Here is a 16,335-nt window from a genome sequence, read left to right as displayed (position 1 = left end):
GAATTGGGTTATAAACGTTCTACGATGATAAGGGCTTCTTTGACTGAGGTATTTACTTCAAAGGTATCTAAAAAACGCTGATAGCAATTTTGACTAAATACCGTTACTTTATCTGGATGTTCGAACAAATATTTTATTTTTTTTGCGAGATCATCCGCGTTTGAGGGCTCAAATAACAGACCATCTTTTCCATCTCTTATAATTTCTGCTATACCTGATGTATTAGATCCTATCACGGGTGTTTTTACAGAAAAACTTTCAATTACAACAAATCCAAACGCTTCTAATACTGAGGGCACTACAACAAACTGCGTGCTAGCAAATAACTCTAAAAGCTTCTCCTTGGATTGGTTTCCTAAAAAGCGTACCTGCTTTTCTATTTGCAAGTCTTCTGTTTGTTTTTGATACTTCTTGATCACATTTCCTTGCAAACTGCCCCCTAGCACGAGTAACTCTATCTCCTCTATATCTGTTTTTAAAATTTGTATAGCCTCTAGTAGTGTGTCAATCCCTTTGGAAGGGTGTAAACGCCCTGCATATACTAAACGATAGGGTTCTCTTTTACGAGCGGCTATTTTATGGTCTTTTACGGCATTGTAAATTACCGTTATTTTATCTTCAGGAACTTTGAAGTAGGTAATAGTATCTTCTTTGGTCGCATTAGAATTTACAAAAATGGTTGTTGCTAACTTGTATATAAGACCTTTTCTTCTAATTGATTTTTTTGAAGGATTCAATTGTCCTGTGAGTGTTCTTCTCCAAGCAATACGTTTAGGAACTCTATATACATATCCACCAATTAAAAACATGTTTACAGCTCCAAACACAGAGATCATCAAGGTTGGATGATGTGCTTTAATCTTGCTCCTTAAAAATAAAAAGTCCTTTATACCCGTGGGTCTAAGAGAAGGCCATATATATGTGGAGATATTCTTACGTTCAATACGCTCTTGGGTGTCGGTAAAGATAACTACGTTGTATTTTTCTGACATTTCAATAGCAAGCGTAGTAAAATAATCAGAGACTGATGACTTTGAAATAGAAAAAGCTAGAAAAACACAAGGTTTCATATCCATTATTATTTGTACACAGAGAATTTACTCGTCTTTAATTTTTGGTTTATTAACTAATAAGCTGAACCAACCCGCTACTCTTCCTGATGCTTCTGTAAAAGCTTCTGTTCTTATTTTTTTATTTTTTGTAAGCACATTTGTAAAGCGTATTAATGTAAGCAATGCAGCAGTAGCATTCCATTTTATTCGTGCTATCCATTTTGGGTTTGGATATCGTACGCGCCATATATACCATCCATTACGGATGACCATTTTCCCATAACTGAATTTATTAGGTCGCCCATCTGGATCGTGGTAATGGTGTAATTGCGCATTTGTATTTACGTACAAAGCTCCTTTTTTTGATAATCGCAATGTAAAATCGGCATCTTCATATAGACCATACCCTTCAAAATATTCTGAAAAACGCTGCGATCTAAGAGCACTTAAGCGATAAGATGCTACCCCTCCCATAAATTGTTCTACTTGATACGTCTTACCAGAGGGCGGTAGAAAACTGACAGATCTTCCATGAGAGAATGTAGGTAAGAAGCCTGGCTGACGATCGGCATCTAAGCCTAATTTCTTTCTAAGCACAAATCTACTACCATCTGAACGAACGTATCCGTCGTATAAAAACTGATGAATCGTGGGTTTAAATGACGTATCTACTTTTTTCCAATTAATTTCATTTATAATGTATCCTCCTACACCTAAGGCTTCTGGATGCACTTTATATGTATCTATTAAAGCTTCAAAATACATGGGTTCCAACACCGTATCATCATCCAAAAAACAAACAATATCTATCGCATCGTTTACTTTATCTATTCCATAATTACGTTGTTTTGTGAGTCCGCGTTGCTCAGCGTTTACTCTGTAATAAGATACATCTTGAAAGTTTTCCTTTTGCAATGTTAGTTCAGAAGCATTATCTAAGGAACCATCAACAATGATGATACGATCTGGTTGTCGCGTTTGTTTCTTTACCGAATGTAGCAACGTAACAATAGGGATAGGTCGTTGGTATGTACATATGATGAGCGCTACTTTCACAAGGTATTATTTTTAAGTATGGCTGCCCAATGCAGGCTTTGTTTCCATGCATCTCTAAAATAAGAACGATACCTCAGCGGGTTTTTAATAGATTGTCTCTTGTAAAACTTTAAGGCTAATACAAGACGGTATCCCTTTAATTGCTTAGTTGTCGTATTTTTAAGTTTATGATACATGACCGTAGGGGAGGGTTTGGGTTTTATGGTTTCATCCTTCCAAGGAAAAACAACTGGTTTTCTGAATCCTCCAACGGGTGCTTTTAAATGTAATAAAGATATTTCTGGTTGATATAAAATCTCCGCTCCTTTTTGTCGTAGTTGCATTCCGTAATCCGTATCTTCTCCATACCCAAATTCTAAAGCCATATCAAAAGACGTACTTCTCGCTAAGGTTCCTTTTACAAAACTATTCCCTGCACCAAATGCTTGCCATTGTTTTATAGTGGTCTCTGTTTGCTTTTCGTGAGCTTGGAGATAACTTGTAGTGAGGGCCTCTACTCCATACTTCTCAAGACTATCAAAAACACGCTGGACAACATCAGCTTCAAAGCGATTATCATCATCTGCAAAAAATACCCAAGGAGCTTTTGTTTTTTCAATAGCCATGTTACGGGCATTACAGGCTCCGGTCTGATGGATAAAATAATGCGCTATAGGGAAAGGCCACGTATAACTCTCTATATAATCTAATGCTGAAACACTATCTTTTATTGCATTTTGTTCTACAATAATAACATTATTAGGCAGTAGTGTTTGCTTAGAGAAATCTTGAAGTACATCAAAAAGATATTTTTCACGTCCCATGGTTGGGATAATCACATCATATTCTTTTTGAATGTTTATAAGTCTATCTGATTGTATCATTTCAGCATCTAATGAGATAGACATCGTATTCCTTTTATAGAATAGGGATTTAAAAAGAGAAAGTAAGGTGGTTTTATTTTCATATCTGTACAAGCAGACACCTAAGAAAAAGACCCATTGCAATCTATAATGAGCTCTTGTAAACCTATATAGTTCGGTTATAGTAGCTTTTTGAGATTGTATAGTAGGATGGTTTTCCTTTAATAAAGGCACTTGGTAACAAAAAACACCTTGTGGCATTCCTGCTTTAGAAATGGTATTAAGTACATATCCAAAGCTATCATTTTGTAGTAGTAGCTCTTTAAAGTGTAAAAGCAAGACTCCATAAGCGCCTCCAATATCTGTACTCATTAACCAAGTAGGATATCGTACTTTCTTATTAATCTTATGAAATGGGTTGTCTTCTATATATTCTATAGCAGACGGTATAAAGTGAGCTTCGCCGGTCGTATAGCTTGCCAAAACGCCTTTATGGTGAAATACTTCTTTTATTTTTTTTTCATCTATATATGGGAATAGTTGTTCTTCACACCAAATGATACATTCTTTTGGATAGGTTTTAGAAAGCTCAAGTAATGCTTTAGCACAAGATGTAGCTATAACTTCAATAGTTTCTCCTGACGTACGTACGACCTCTTTTACTTTTTTTCCTTGCTGATGTATTAATACAATCATAACTAGGCTATCACCTCTTTATAAAATTTAATATTTTTCTTTACAATCTCCTCACTATCAAATGTATTCTCTATCTTTTTTCTTGCTTCACTTCCTAATAAAATACATCTAGGAATATCATTAAAAAGTTCTTCTATCGTTTGTACATAGGCATCTATAGCATTGGGATCAATCAAAAATCCATTTTCTTCATGATCTATAAGTTCTTGTGCCCAACCATAATTTGTATTGACTACCACTTTTTGTAATGCCATAGATTCAATAGTGACCATTCCTAACGTTTCTGCTAGTGAAGGGAATACACACACATGGGCTTCTTTAAGGTGTTTTTGCACATCTTCATAGTTTACTTTTCCTAAGTATGTTGTGCGCTTTTTTGCTTCTGGAGTTAAGGTTGCTTCTACTATTTCCCAAGTGGAAGCACTTCCTGTTTTTATATCTCCCGAATCACTTCCTATAAAATAGAGTGTTGCTTTGGGTTGTAATGCAACTAATTTATTGAATGCTTCAGCGAGTTGAAATACTCCTTTTTTACGTATGACAGTACCTACATTCACGAGCCTATACGATTCGAATTTTTCTGGCGTCGTATTAATAAATTTAGAAAGGTCTAATCCGTAGTGAATCGTTTTAACTCGTTTTGAGTGTATCCCAAACAATTTTGCAGTTTCTGTTCCTGCATAGGTTGTAGGAGCGATGTAGTGATCTGCTATTTTTAATGCTTGTTTCTCAAGAAATTTGTTTTTGGCTTTCTGAGCTCTACCCTCTAGGTTACAAAAGTAGGTGTCACTTCCGTGAAAACGGATAACCAAAGGTATTTTAAAGTTCATAAATGCAGTAATTCCTGTCCAGTCAGGAGCTTCTATCGCTTGAATTTCATCACTATCAATATAGGTATTTACATAGCGATTAATATATTTTCTATGCAAGTACCACCCTCCAAAAGGATAGGTTTTATTCTTTATTAAATGGATTTTCGCACCATCTGCTTCTATGATAGCATCTTCATCTTGACCATAAATAAATAAGGAAACCGTTATGTTTTTTCGCGTAAGCGTAACGACTAAATTCTTAATACTTGTCCCCATTCCTGCCGCCGTTTTTACACGAGGATGTGGGTATTCTGGAGTTATAAATCCTAGATGCATGTGTCTATTGTTTTTTCTAAAGCGAACCAGATACGCTCGGATGCTTTTTCTGGTGGCATTGTATTAATTACAGAAAACCACTCATGTGCCTCTCTACAGGTTTCTTTAGGGTCTGTTAGAGCCTGTTCAATTTTAGTTTCTATATCTTCTTTTGAGTTAATCCAAAATACAGCTTTAGCATTTGGCATTGATCTGAAATGCACATAATCATATACCTTAAACACATCCTTCTGAAGGGGTATGTCTTTAGGATTATATTTTATATATAGACATGGTTTTTTTTGACTGATGTAATCAAAAACCATAGAGGATCCTAAGTTAATAGCAAACATAGAGTGTCTTACTGTATTTGCTAATAAGGTCATGTCTTCTTGTGATGGTAATATAGTGTTCCAAGCACCACCAATTTTATCCCATTTTGGTGCTATAGGATATACAATATCTTTGTGCATTTCTAAAACCTGATCAAATCTATCTGAGAAATCTACGGGACATCGTCTAAAAATGATACCGAGATTTCTGCCTTTTGCATTCAGCTTTTTAACTGCTGTAGCGATATCATGTAAGTAGATGGGATCATGTGGAGATGTTGTCACATCATCTCCTGAAAAGCAAATATAATCAAGTGTTTGGGGTATGGAATAGGTCTCACAAAACTCTTTTTTGGACTTTTTTATTTCAACCTCATAATGAGGTTCAAATTGTGGCGTTCCTGTCACCACAATCTGATCTTCTGTTATATGCGGATAATACCCCATGAGTTGTTCTTTCATAAATGTACTCCAGACATAATAAAAATCTGTCTCCACGACTAGCATTGCTTTAGGCACGTTATCCCATGAAAAAATAAATGTTGCCGTTGGGATTCCTAAGTATTGTGCTGCCAATATAGGTGCTATTGCATGCACAGGACGCTGATTTGTACAAAATACAATATGCGGTTTTGTTTTTTTTAGTTGAGCGACACAGTCTTTGTAATATGAAGTAGAACGTTCTTTATCCTTTATTTTCTCTCGTAATTTGTGTAGCCCATCACCTGCATACTTTTTTTCAAAAAAACGAACAATACCGTTTTTGACTTTATTTTTTATACTCCCTCCTTTAGCTTTAAAACGATAGCTATTATAAATACTATCTTGATATTGCTTTTCAAAATTAGTAAGCTCTATCTCCTTACGGGCTCTTTTATAAAGATCTGTAAGTGCTGATGCTCTTCCTTCTAGCTTTTGTTCTTGAAGTCCAAGTTCTGTGAGGTTAAAAGGGGTATGATTCCAATAGACTATATTCCACCCTTTTTCTTTACCAATACTAGCAAAAGAGGTATAGGCAAAATTTCTGAGTCCAATACCATCAGGTAATAATATGTATATTTTCTTTTGTTCTGGCATTAATTAGGGGGCGTTTGTAAATATGCTTTGACAAATAAATTTGTGAATTCTTGAGCTCCCTTATGGTTAAGGTGACTACAATTGTAAAAATAATCATCTCGATCTACAAATACTCTTGAATAGTCAATAAGTGTAGGAAATCGCTCTTTTAATTGATCTATATATTCAAAATTTTGTGTTGCTCCACAAAATGGAGCTGTAAAGAAAATCAGATTTATTTGATGATCATTTGCTAATTTTTCTATTTTTTGAATGACAGAATTAGTGGCGGCCATTTTGGTAGGCAACGAATACTTTAAGGTAGCGCCTTGTGAATTGTATTTTGGACTATATCCATTAGAAAGATTTGTTTTTGGAAGTTTCCCTATACTGGAACTAAAAAACTCTCTAAATCCAATTTTATAATCAAACTTCATATAGCGTACAAAAGGGACATACCGAAGCGTTTTATAACTTAGGTCTCTTTCTTTTACATATGCATCAATAATTGGATTCTCGATATAGGGCATTAATTCACTTTTCAAGATTTCAGACGTTCCATCTATATTGTACACATAGTCTAGTTGTATAAAAACAGTCTCTGTTTGGATTTTCTTATCTACAAGCAGTTGTAGCATTAAATAATAGTCATCCAATTTACCCCCTTGTACACCTAGATTAATAGCTGTCTTTTCTGTTTTTCTTTCTATGAGTGCGGCATCTATGGTATTATCTACTCTAGAAGACCCTATAAATACATAATCTATGGCATCTCCCTTATACGCCATTAAATTGGCTACTTTATTTCTAGGAACGCTTTCTCTATAGACCTTTGTGTATAGCGCATCTAATACAAAGAGAAGCACTAAAAGAACCCCTATTAAAAAAAGAATATGTTTTATAAATCGTTTCATTAGAATTGAAAATAAATAAAACTTTGATGTTCTGAAAATACACCTAACACGATTATTAATAGTATTGTGGTGATTACTTTTATCATATCAAATTTTCCCGAGAGTGGTGTTTCTTTTTCTCTCCATAGCCATTCTACAAAAAGAAATCCTGCAATAAGCAATACCATTTCTATACTATGTCGCTCAATATTTAAATATTGTTTTTTAAACTCAAGATTTGTAAACATGCGCTCTAAATAATAGAAACTATCTTTAATACTTGCAGATCTAAAAAATATCCAAGCGATACAAGTAAGGGCAAAAGTGATGATGATTTGAATCATTTCTTTGCCTGTAGACACTAAAGTACCCTTACCCGCTACATCTAGATTTTTTCTATTCTGTTTTAAGAGTAAAACGGGTAAAAAATAAAAAGCATTAAGAGCTCCCCAAACGACAAATGTCCAATTAGCGCCATGCCAAAAGCCACTTACAATAAATATAATAAACACGTTGCGTATTTGTTGTCGTTTAGAACCTCTAGAGCCTCCTAGTGGTATGTATAAGTAATCTCTGAACCACGTGGATAATGAGATATGCCAACGTCTCCAAAACTCTGCTATATCCCGAGAGAAATAAGGGTAATTAAAGTTGCGCATGAGATCAAAACCTAGCAACCTAGCAACCCCTATAGCAATATTGGAGTACCCTGCAAAATCACCATAAATCTGGAGTGCAAAATATACAGCTCCAAGAAGTAGGCTTAAGGAATTCATTCCTTCATAATTATTAAAAATAGCATTGACATAGGTAGCGCAACTATCTGCAATCACTATTTTTTGGAATAAACCCCAAATAATTAAATGCAATCCGCTTTTTGCAGTTTCAAAATCAAAGACGCGTGGTTTCTTAAACTGAGGTAATAAATGCGAAGCACGCTCGATAGGGCCCGCTACTAATTGTGGAAAGAATGCTACATACGTAGCAAATTGAATAAAGCTAGAGGTAGGCTCCATTTTTTTACGGTACACATCTATGGTATAACTTAAGGTTTGGAATGTATAAAATGAAATCCCCACAGGTAATATAATTTGTAATGTACTTGTATGCATTTGAACACCTAAAATCGACCAAGCATCAACCCAGCTTTCTATAAAAAAATTGGCATATTTAAAAAATCCAAGAACTCCTAAATTAAACAGCAAACTAGTTGCAAGTAACCATTTTCGTTTTTTTGAGCTTTCTTCCTTTTTGAGAGCTGACCCTATATAAAAATCAATAAGGGTGCTCAGTAAAATCAAACTTAAAAATCGGTAATCCCACCAACCATAGAAAACATAACTAACAATAAGTAAAAATATATTTTGTGCTTTTAGATGGCGTTTAAAGACAAACCAGTATAAGATAAATACGATCGGTAAAAAAACAGCAAAGGTGAGTGAGTTAAAAAACATATTTATTGGTTTACTACTATCTTTTTAATTTCTGTACTAAGCAATGAAGAAAAAGCATCTGCTCCTTTTGATGTTAAATGAAAACTATCATAATAATTTTCTTGGTCATAACTTATGGAAGTGTCAGAAAGATCTAAAAAGTAAATATTAGGATCTAAAGAGGCGATACTGTCTATTTTTTTTGAAAAATAGGTTCTCAATGTTTTATCTGCTTTTAACCGTTTTTCATACTCAGGAGCCCACACAAAAATTGTTTTTATAGATGAGTCAGACAATTGTGAAGCAAAATTTACAGTGTGCTCATATCCTAACTCAAACTTTTTATGTCCCTGATAGGATGTATCTAATCTTTCGAATCGTTGTAAATTAAGAGAATCAAGCCTAAACTTTTTGTTTTTAGGGCAAAAGCCATCTATAAGTTCAGGTTCATTGTATACTTTACCTAAAATCAACGTACGAAGACTACGCTTTAAATATTCTTTATTTGTATTATATTTTATAAGAGGTATTGTATTATAAAACGCATACTTATCATCTATTTCAATAAATGTTTTCTTAATAATATCTTTTGAGTAATACGACAGGTATTGATATTCTTCAAAGATTTTTTCTGAAGCCATAAAATGGGATAAATCTATATTTTGCACAACAAACTGAGGTGCTTTATTTGCATTTGAATAAAGATCAAACTTCATTTTTTGAATATTATATCCTCCCCCATTTACACTTAAATTATATGCTTTTTTATTTAACATTCCAGAGATTATTGTTGGATTATACCCAGTATATGCTCTTGAAGATCCAACAATGAGTATATCTGCATTTACAGAGCCTTCATGAATTGCTACCCATTCATTTAAAATACCTTTTTTAAATTTCCTTAAACCCATATCCGCGGCATATTCTATGGTATAAGCAATTCCAAATGTCAGGAAAAATAATACTAGAATATAAATTAAAAATCGCCGCATACCTCAGTTATTTATGATCACGAAAATCAAACCTTCTGTTGTTTATTTTCTTTGATAATAGATTCTGCTTTCTCCCAATCATCCATCGTATCAATATTTACATAGCGTGTTTTATCTGAATGAACATAGGATACAGAGTCTCCAAAAAAGGACTGTTTTTCTATGAGCACTGAAGTCTTTGTGATATAAATCCCTCCATCTCTTATGTAGGCAGGTGGTAATTCCTGTCTTCTCTTAATGATTTCTTTTTCTCCAGTTGCTATCTTTAGATGATCCGTATCTGTTGTTTCAAAAACCCAATGAGGATTGTATTGATGTGGTACTTCTTGTACCGAGATTAGAGCGTCGGTTTTTGCTTCTCTAAATCTTCGTATAGCTATATCGATTTCTTCTGATGTTCTAAATGGGGTTGTTACTTGCAATAGACATACTGCGTCATACACTTCACCTAGCTTTTCCATTTCTTTTATGGCATGCTGAACAACTTCAAGAGAACCAGAACTGTCGGTAGCTAGATGATCAGGTCTGACAAAAGGAACGCTAACCCCTAATTCTTTTGCAAGCGTTCGTAATTGCTGGTCTTCTGATGAAAAAATGACAGCGCTTATTTCTTTTGAAGCTAAAGCCGCTTCAATAGTATATTGCATTAAAGGTCGTCCTCCTAGGAGCTTTCTATTTTTATGGGGAATTCCTTTACTTCCTCCTCGCGCAGGTATGACGCCTAAGATCTTCATTAATAGGTGATCGTTTTATGAAACCTCAACGTTATTTCAGATAAAATTTCTGCAATTTTGACGCCGCTATCTCCATTTCCATAGATCGAACTCTGCTTATTTTTAGGGTTCGTTAATTGCTCTGAGATAGCCTCTTTTATGGCTTCTACTTCGTAGGGTACATCTATAATATTGTCTCCTCTTAGTCTTTTATTTTGTCTTGTCCCTATATTTACTACGGGTACTCCTAGAAAAGAGCATTCCCGGATTCCTACACTACTATTCCCTACCAAGCATTTACTATTTATTAAAAGCCTCAAGAAATCAAAAGGCTCCATATTTTTAAAGAAACGTATGTTTTTAGGTTGGTGTTTTTCCCTGTACGATCGTATCCCGTTTGAAGTCCCATCTGCTCCTGCATCTACATTAGGCCAAAACCAAAATGTAGGGATTCCCAATGCGTCAACAACTTCTAGCGTTTTTAAAACATCCTTTTTTGCTTCATTATATTCTGTAGTAACTGGATGCTGCATCACAACAATATAGTCCTTACTCGGGTCTACATCTGCGCCTACACCTCCGTATTTTTGTATGGGATCGTAATCAAGCGTAGGGTTTTTTAAAATAGTAGCCGCAAGATCAATAGAGGGACATCCTGTATTAAAGACATAATTTTCATCTTCTCCCATTTTAAGAACACGCTCTTTTGCATCTTCTGAGGTCACAAAATGAATATCAGCTAGTTTGGTATTGGCATGACGTACTTTTTCATCTATATTTCCGGTCACCTCACCTCCTTGCAAGTGAATTAAAGGGATATTTTGGTAGGCCGCGGCAATAGAGGTGGCGATCGTTTCAAACCGATCTGCAATGGTAAGAACAGCATCTGGCTCTAGATTATAAAAGACGTTTGAAAGCTCCATAACACCGAGCCCTGTCGTTTTTGCCATGGCCGTTTTGTTCTCTCCTTCCAAAACCATGAAGACCTTCTCGTTTATTATAAATCCATCTTTTTTTATAAAGTCAACAGCACTTCCATAACGGTCTAACAATGCAGATCCTGCAACGACCAGTTGTAATTCTAGTAATGGGTGTTCTTTAATGGCTTGTAACAGGGTCTTTACTCTACTATAACTTGGTCTTGCTGTAATGACAGCGCATATTTTTCGTTTTTTATCCATTGTTATTCAATAGTTTCATCTGTTAAAAACTCCCACGCTACCATATCTTTAGACACCTTTTTTCCAATCACATTTTTATACTCAGAAGCGAGAATTCCATATCCTTTTGGTTTTTTTGCCTCCAAGTCTTCAAATGTAATGATATGCCCTTTGGGTAGTTTTTTATTTACTGCTAATGATTTTTCAAATATTTTTTTCACTTTCGCGAAAGCGGAATTATTACTTTTATCCACTGGATGCTTCAATGCATGATGAATCGCCGTAACTCCTTTTACGAGTTCTTTGATTTCAGGAATGGTAAGTGACGAAGAAACATCGGGTCCAAACATAGCCTTATCAAATACTGCATGAAATTCTAAAATTTCTGCGCCCAGAGCTGTTGCAGCGATTCCTGTTGCTATTTGAGCAGAATGGTCTGAGAATCCAACAGGAACCTGATATCTTTGCTTGAGTTCTGCAATCACATTTAATCCATATTGTTCTGGTTCTGTAGGGTAACTTGTGGTGCATTGTAAAACAGAGAACGGTACACCACTATTTTTTAAAATCGCAACTGTTTCATCTAGTTCTTCGTAAGAACTCATCCCGCTAGAGATAATAATAGGTTTTCCTGTCGCTATGATTTTTTCTAGAAGCAAGTGATTATTTACTTCGCCACTTCCAACTTTATAGGAAACAACACCTGCTTTTTCAAGTACATCTACAGCCGCATTACTGAAAGGGCTGCTTATAAAGTCCAATCCTACCGCTGCACAATGTTCTGCAATATCGATCCACTGCTCTTGGGAAAATTCCATACGTTTCCAATAATCGTATCGAGTGATATCTTGTTTGGAAAATTGTATCCTAAAAGGTTCGTGAATACTACTTTCTGCTTGTGCTATATGAGTCTGAAATTTGATAGCGTTTACACCTGTTGTAGCTACAGCATCTATATAAGCGTGTAACATGCCTAAACTCCCATCATGTGCTTGTCCTATCTCTACAATAGTATACATCTTTTGTTATTTACTCGTTAGTTAGTAAGAGCGTCAATTTCTTTTTTTTCTTAAGTAAAATAATGATTGGCTTCTCCATAGTGTTTGTTCCATTACTTCATAATGGCAACTCTCAAATATTTCTTTTAACGCTACCTCTGTATAATCACTTAACCACCCGTTCTTAAGACGGTTATCTTTTGCAATATCAGCACAGCAATAAGAAACACATATATTTTTAATGTTCGGGTATAAAAATAACAATACAGCTTCAATATCATATATGTATTCTAACACACCACTCAAAACTGCCGTGTCATAAGGTGTTAAGTCTATTTTTCTGGATAGATCATTAAGGTCAAAAACAATAGTTTCTGGATATCGCTGTACAATATCTGAAGCGGTATAGGTAATTGTATCGTTTAAATAATCCTTTAGAAACATGGCACCTGCCCCAAACTCTATCACTTTGGATCCGTTAGGGACAAAATCTCCTAACATTTTTGTTCTTATGTTCCAGTCTTCTTTTAGAGATTGATTTTTACTCCATCGTTCTACATCTGAAGAAGCTTCTGCCCGAAGTTCTTTTGTCTTAGCTACTTGATCTGAACGCTCACTATTCTGGGGCTTTTGAAAAAGTTTGTTTTTTATTTTTTTTAATAATGACATGAGGAATAGGCTACTAATTGGGGTAATATAAACAAATCTTAGGTGATGCCAAATTTACTGTTAAACAAAATACTATAGTACACGAATACTATTTTTTGTTTATTGTCAAAATGTGTCTTTAGCTTTGGTAATAATCGTGTTAAGTTCCGCACACCATGTACTGAGGTTGTAAAGATTTTCAGGTACTTTAAATACATCTTGCAACTTATTTTCTGCAAACAATTCTACCGTTTTATTCATAGCATCTTCCCATTCCTGTCTATAATTAGGATTTGAGATTAATACCGCTAATTTTCCGTGTTGCACTACTTCTGGAATGCCCCCATTAGCCGAAGCAATACAATAACAACCCGACTTCATCGCTTCTGTTAATGTTAATCCAAAACCTTCTTTACACAGTGTAGGATAGAGATATACATCGGCTGCTTGATAGTATTGAGATAATTCTTGGTTAGGTATTTTACCATAAAAAGTAACGCCAGACAGATTTTCTGCTCGATCTGCGCCAATAACCCATAGTTTGCACTGTGGATTATTTTTATAAAATGAATTCCATATTTTCAAGATAAAGTCAAGCCCCTTTTTGGGTCTATCTTGAGACAGCCATAAAAATACTTGTTCTTTTGGAGTAATCCCCAAAGACAATCTTAAGGCTGCTCTGGGAGCATGATCAAGCTTAAAAAATAAGTTCCCATCAATCCCATTATGTAACACAGAAAATGCGCAAGGTAAGTCTGTATAATATGCTAGATGATCTTTATAAGAGGCATGTGTAAGTAGGATCGTCTCGTCTAGTGCTGCAAAAAACAAGCGTCCTTTGGGGTTGCCAAAAAAGGGTGGGAATCCGTGATAGTAGAACTGTAGATAGCAATGCTTTGTTTGATAGTTATCGTTTAGATATGCCTTTAGTGGTAAAACGACCCCCGCATTATCAATGATTTTTATAATAACAGCATCTTCTTTTTCTAGCACCTCATCAAGTGCCTTAAAAATACGCTCATAACTTTTACTAGTTCCTAACTTATTCTTTATTTTTTGAACTGTAGACGTCCTTGTACAGGAATATGTAATGTCTTTATATCGTTTTTTAGGCTCCGGACAAATGATATAGTCTATCTGATGCGTATCTGTAGTAAGGTAATAATCATATAGCGTAGTCCAACTCCCAATACCATCATAGGGTAATGGAAGGTGAGAAATTACAATAACTTTTGGAGTATTTATAGCCATATAGTATAACGTATGGTTTTACAGTCTGCACTTATTGTATAAAGATACCTCTTATACCTAAAATGATTAATATGAAACCACAATAAAGAATCACTTGCCGATTTTAAGGTGTACTTACCTAATATGCTCGCTTTAAAATTACCAAGCCAGTGGTTGTCTCCTTTAAGATCATACCGATGTATTCCCGTCTTAGGGTGTGTATGCAGTTCTGAAAGCCAATGCGTAAACTGTTTTTTTTGTAAAGGAACTTCGGTGATACTTTCAGGCTTTAACAATAGATCGTATGTTTCTTTAGTTTGTATGGCTCCCCAGTGATTCTCTAAATTTGCCACAGTTGCTTTTGCCTCATTTCGCTCCAAGCGATATGTATAATTTTTACGAGCAATATCTTTAATTGTAATATTCTTTGTGATATAACTATCCTCAAGGTTTCTATATATTTTATGATATTGATGTAGCATAAGTAACTGCTTATCATAAAAATAAACAGAGAGTCCTTTATGTTTTAATCTGTCATGTATATCGGTATCTTCAGATCCCCATAAATGATAATATTCATCAAATCCACGTACTTCTTGTAGTGCTTTTACAGGAAACATAGAAAGTCCTGTTGCGCCTGGAGCTGACTTAAATTTGATAGTATAGTCCTCAAAACTCTTTTCTTGCTGTGTTTCTTCTTCTGAAAGAAATCCTACTTGAAAATAAACAACATGATCTACCGTTTTAAGTTCATGTAAGGTTCTTATAAAATCAGGATGAAAAATCATATCGATATCCGCCACAAAACAATGTGACGTTTTTAACTCTTTAATAAGGATATTAAGCGCCCTAGATTTATTCCACATCGTATCTATATGATACGAATATTGATAGCTAGCAAACGCATAACTAGTGACCAGTTCTTTTACTTGTGCTGCTTTTTCTGAGGGTGTCCCATAATCTATGAAGGCAACTTGAAAATCTTTATTGGATTGTAATAACAACGAATCTAAGGATCGCTTTACTCTAGAGACTTCTCTCCCCCTGTATGGAAAAAGTAATGTCATCATGAAAGATACTCTTTTGCCTCCTGAGCTGTAAGCCCTTTCTTTTTAAATACGTATGTCCCAATTTTTTTATTTTTTAAGCCCTTACTTATCATTTTATACAAAAGCATTTTAAATTTTCCCGGTTGTTTATATGCTGAGATTGCAGTAAATGATGCTTCTTCTTTTGGCTTTTTTTCTAAACTATTTTTTGATGAATCCATCCACGGCTCATACACATTTCCCATATGAGTGGCATACGATCTCATGGTAGATAATCTATACAATCCAGACTCATATACAGGCCTATCAATATACTCTTGTACCATTTTTGCGCCTAGGGTATGGCTAGTTGCTTTTTGTAAGTTGGTTTTTAAAATATCACCTCTGTACGTCGCTACATAATGACCTGCACCTAGTACTGCTTTTTCTCCCGAGTTGTTCCTTAAAACCAATGTTTTCTCGAGTTGTACTTTATTATAAAAATCAGGATTCCCTAGACTATTCCCAAAAGAAATCATTCCTTCTGGATCTGGATTTTTCTCAAATTTTAATTGTTTACTCCAAAGGTATCGCAACCATACAGGTTGTGTCATGTGTCCATACGATCTTGAAGATGGTGTGGGACATACGGCCCCTACGTTCTCAAAATTCATATAGATACGCTCCACAGCTTCTTGCCATCCATGATAAAAATACACATCAGCATCACTTACGGTAACTAAAGGATAGGTATCACCTGCTAGTGTTTTGTAAATACTATTTACCTTACCAACATTCATTCTGGTTACCGAAAGCTCTTGAATAGTCCCAGCCACATATAACGTTTGAAGGTATGCAATCACAGCATCACAGCTCCCATTATCTGCAACAGCAATTAATGTTTTGCCATGTACTGTAGCGGTAAGTGTCTCTAAACATACTTTGAGTATACTGAATGCATCTTTATAATAATCTTCTTGATGAGGAATATATACGGGCACTATCACTTTATGATAGTGTCCCGAATCGGTCACTTCTGAGTTTTTCTGAGGATTTATTCCCTTTCTCATGCTGCTATC

15 protein-coding genes are annotated in these 16,335 nt (G+C 35.0%); all 15 read right to left on the bottom strand.

Annotated elements, in window-relative coordinates:
* Nucleotides 1-8: 8 nt before the first annotated feature.
* The 15 genes from ACFO3O_RS20495 to ACFO3O_RS20425 all read right to left on the bottom strand — a co-directional run bounded on the left by ACFO3O_RS20495 (nucleotide 9) and on the right by ACFO3O_RS20425 (nucleotide 16,326).
* Entirely contained in the window at nucleotides 9-1,070 is a 1,062-nt protein-coding gene (locus tag ACFO3O_RS20495; protein ID WP_379982362.1) for a glycosyltransferase family 4 protein, read from the bottom strand.
* Between the two features lie 27 nt (nucleotides 1,071-1,097).
* Complete coding sequence (locus tag ACFO3O_RS20490; protein ID WP_379982360.1) at nucleotides 1,098-2,108, bottom strand: glycosyltransferase family 2 protein; 1,011 nt, start codon at nucleotides 2,106-2,108, stop codon at nucleotides 1,098-1,100.
* The gene (locus ACFO3O_RS20485) at nucleotides 2,105-3,646 is read right to left on the bottom strand and encodes a glycosyltransferase family 2 protein (protein ID WP_379982358.1); all 1,542 of its coding nucleotides are present in this window, start codon (nucleotides 3,644-3,646) and stop codon (nucleotides 2,105-2,107) included. Before ACFO3O_RS20485 ends, ACFO3O_RS20490 begins: the two co-directional genes overlap by 4 nt.
* A gap of 2 nt (nucleotides 3,647-3,648) precedes the next feature.
* Nucleotides 3,649-4,794, bottom strand: coding sequence for a glycosyltransferase family 4 protein (locus tag ACFO3O_RS20480; protein WP_379982356.1), 1,146 nt, complete (start codon nucleotides 4,792-4,794; stop codon nucleotides 3,649-3,651).
* Nucleotides 4,785-6,182 (bottom strand): UDP-glycosyltransferase, encoded by a 1,398-nt coding sequence (locus tag ACFO3O_RS20475; protein ID WP_379982354.1) that lies wholly within the window; start codon nucleotides 6,180-6,182, stop codon nucleotides 4,785-4,787. The genes ACFO3O_RS20480 and ACFO3O_RS20475 overlap by 10 nt, the downstream gene beginning before the upstream one ends.
* Nucleotides 6,182-7,075: an SGNH/GDSL hydrolase family protein gene (locus tag ACFO3O_RS20470; RefSeq protein ID WP_379982352.1), complete on the bottom strand. Its 894-nt coding sequence runs from the start codon at nucleotides 7,073-7,075 to the stop codon at nucleotides 6,182-6,184. Before ACFO3O_RS20470 ends, ACFO3O_RS20475 begins: the two co-directional genes overlap by 1 nt.
* Nucleotides 7,075-8,508, bottom strand: a complete 1,434-nt coding sequence (locus ACFO3O_RS20465) for an MBOAT family O-acyltransferase (protein ID WP_379982350.1) — start codon at nucleotides 8,506-8,508, stop codon at nucleotides 7,075-7,077. Before ACFO3O_RS20465 ends, ACFO3O_RS20470 begins: the two co-directional genes overlap by 1 nt.
* A gap of 2 nt (nucleotides 8,509-8,510) precedes the next feature.
* Nucleotides 8,511-9,479 (bottom strand): hypothetical protein, encoded by a 969-nt coding sequence (locus ACFO3O_RS20460; RefSeq protein WP_379982348.1) that lies wholly within the window; start codon nucleotides 9,477-9,479, stop codon nucleotides 8,511-8,513.
* A gap of 26 nt (nucleotides 9,480-9,505) precedes the next feature.
* Nucleotides 9,506-10,213 (bottom strand): acylneuraminate cytidylyltransferase family protein, encoded by a 708-nt coding sequence (locus ACFO3O_RS20455; protein ID WP_379982346.1) that lies wholly within the window; start codon nucleotides 10,211-10,213, stop codon nucleotides 9,506-9,508.
* Nucleotides 10,213-11,373 carry a UDP-N-acetylglucosamine 2-epimerase gene (neuC, locus tag ACFO3O_RS20450; protein WP_379982344.1) on the bottom strand — a complete coding sequence of 387 codons (1,161 nt, stop codon included), beginning with the start codon at nucleotides 11,371-11,373 and terminating at the stop codon, nucleotides 10,213-10,215. The genes ACFO3O_RS20455 and neuC overlap by 1 nt, the downstream gene beginning before the upstream one ends.
* 2 nt (nucleotides 11,374-11,375) lie before the next feature.
* Nucleotides 11,376-12,371: an N-acetylneuraminate synthase family protein gene (locus ACFO3O_RS20445; RefSeq protein ID WP_379982342.1), complete on the bottom strand. Its 996-nt coding sequence runs from the start codon at nucleotides 12,369-12,371 to the stop codon at nucleotides 11,376-11,378.
* A 33-nt stretch (nucleotides 12,372-12,404) separates the two neighbouring features.
* The gene (locus ACFO3O_RS20440; RefSeq protein WP_379982340.1) at nucleotides 12,405-13,019 is read right to left on the bottom strand and encodes a methyltransferase domain-containing protein; all 615 of its coding nucleotides are present in this window, start codon (nucleotides 13,017-13,019) and stop codon (nucleotides 12,405-12,407) included.
* Between the two features lie 105 nt (nucleotides 13,020-13,124).
* Complete coding sequence (locus tag ACFO3O_RS20435; RefSeq protein ID WP_379982338.1) at nucleotides 13,125-14,249, bottom strand: glycosyltransferase family 4 protein; 1,125 nt, start codon at nucleotides 14,247-14,249, stop codon at nucleotides 13,125-13,127.
* On the bottom strand, nucleotides 14,240-15,298 hold the full coding sequence (locus tag ACFO3O_RS20430) for a glycosyltransferase family 2 protein (protein WP_379982337.1): 1,059 nt from the start codon (nucleotides 15,296-15,298) through the stop codon (nucleotides 14,240-14,242). Before ACFO3O_RS20430 ends, ACFO3O_RS20435 begins: the two co-directional genes overlap by 10 nt.
* On the bottom strand, nucleotides 15,295-16,326 hold the full coding sequence (locus ACFO3O_RS20425) for a glycosyltransferase family protein (RefSeq protein WP_379982335.1): 1,032 nt from the start codon (nucleotides 16,324-16,326) through the stop codon (nucleotides 15,295-15,297). The genes ACFO3O_RS20430 and ACFO3O_RS20425 overlap by 4 nt, the downstream gene beginning before the upstream one ends.
* Nucleotides 16,327-16,335: the final 9 nt, after the last annotated feature.

Source organism: Dokdonia ponticola, assembly GCF_042653865.1.
In the GTDB taxonomy this organism is placed as follows: domain Bacteria; phylum Bacteroidota; class Bacteroidia; order Flavobacteriales; family Flavobacteriaceae; genus Dokdonia; species Dokdonia ponticola.
This window is presented reverse-complemented; position numbering and strand designations above follow the sequence as displayed.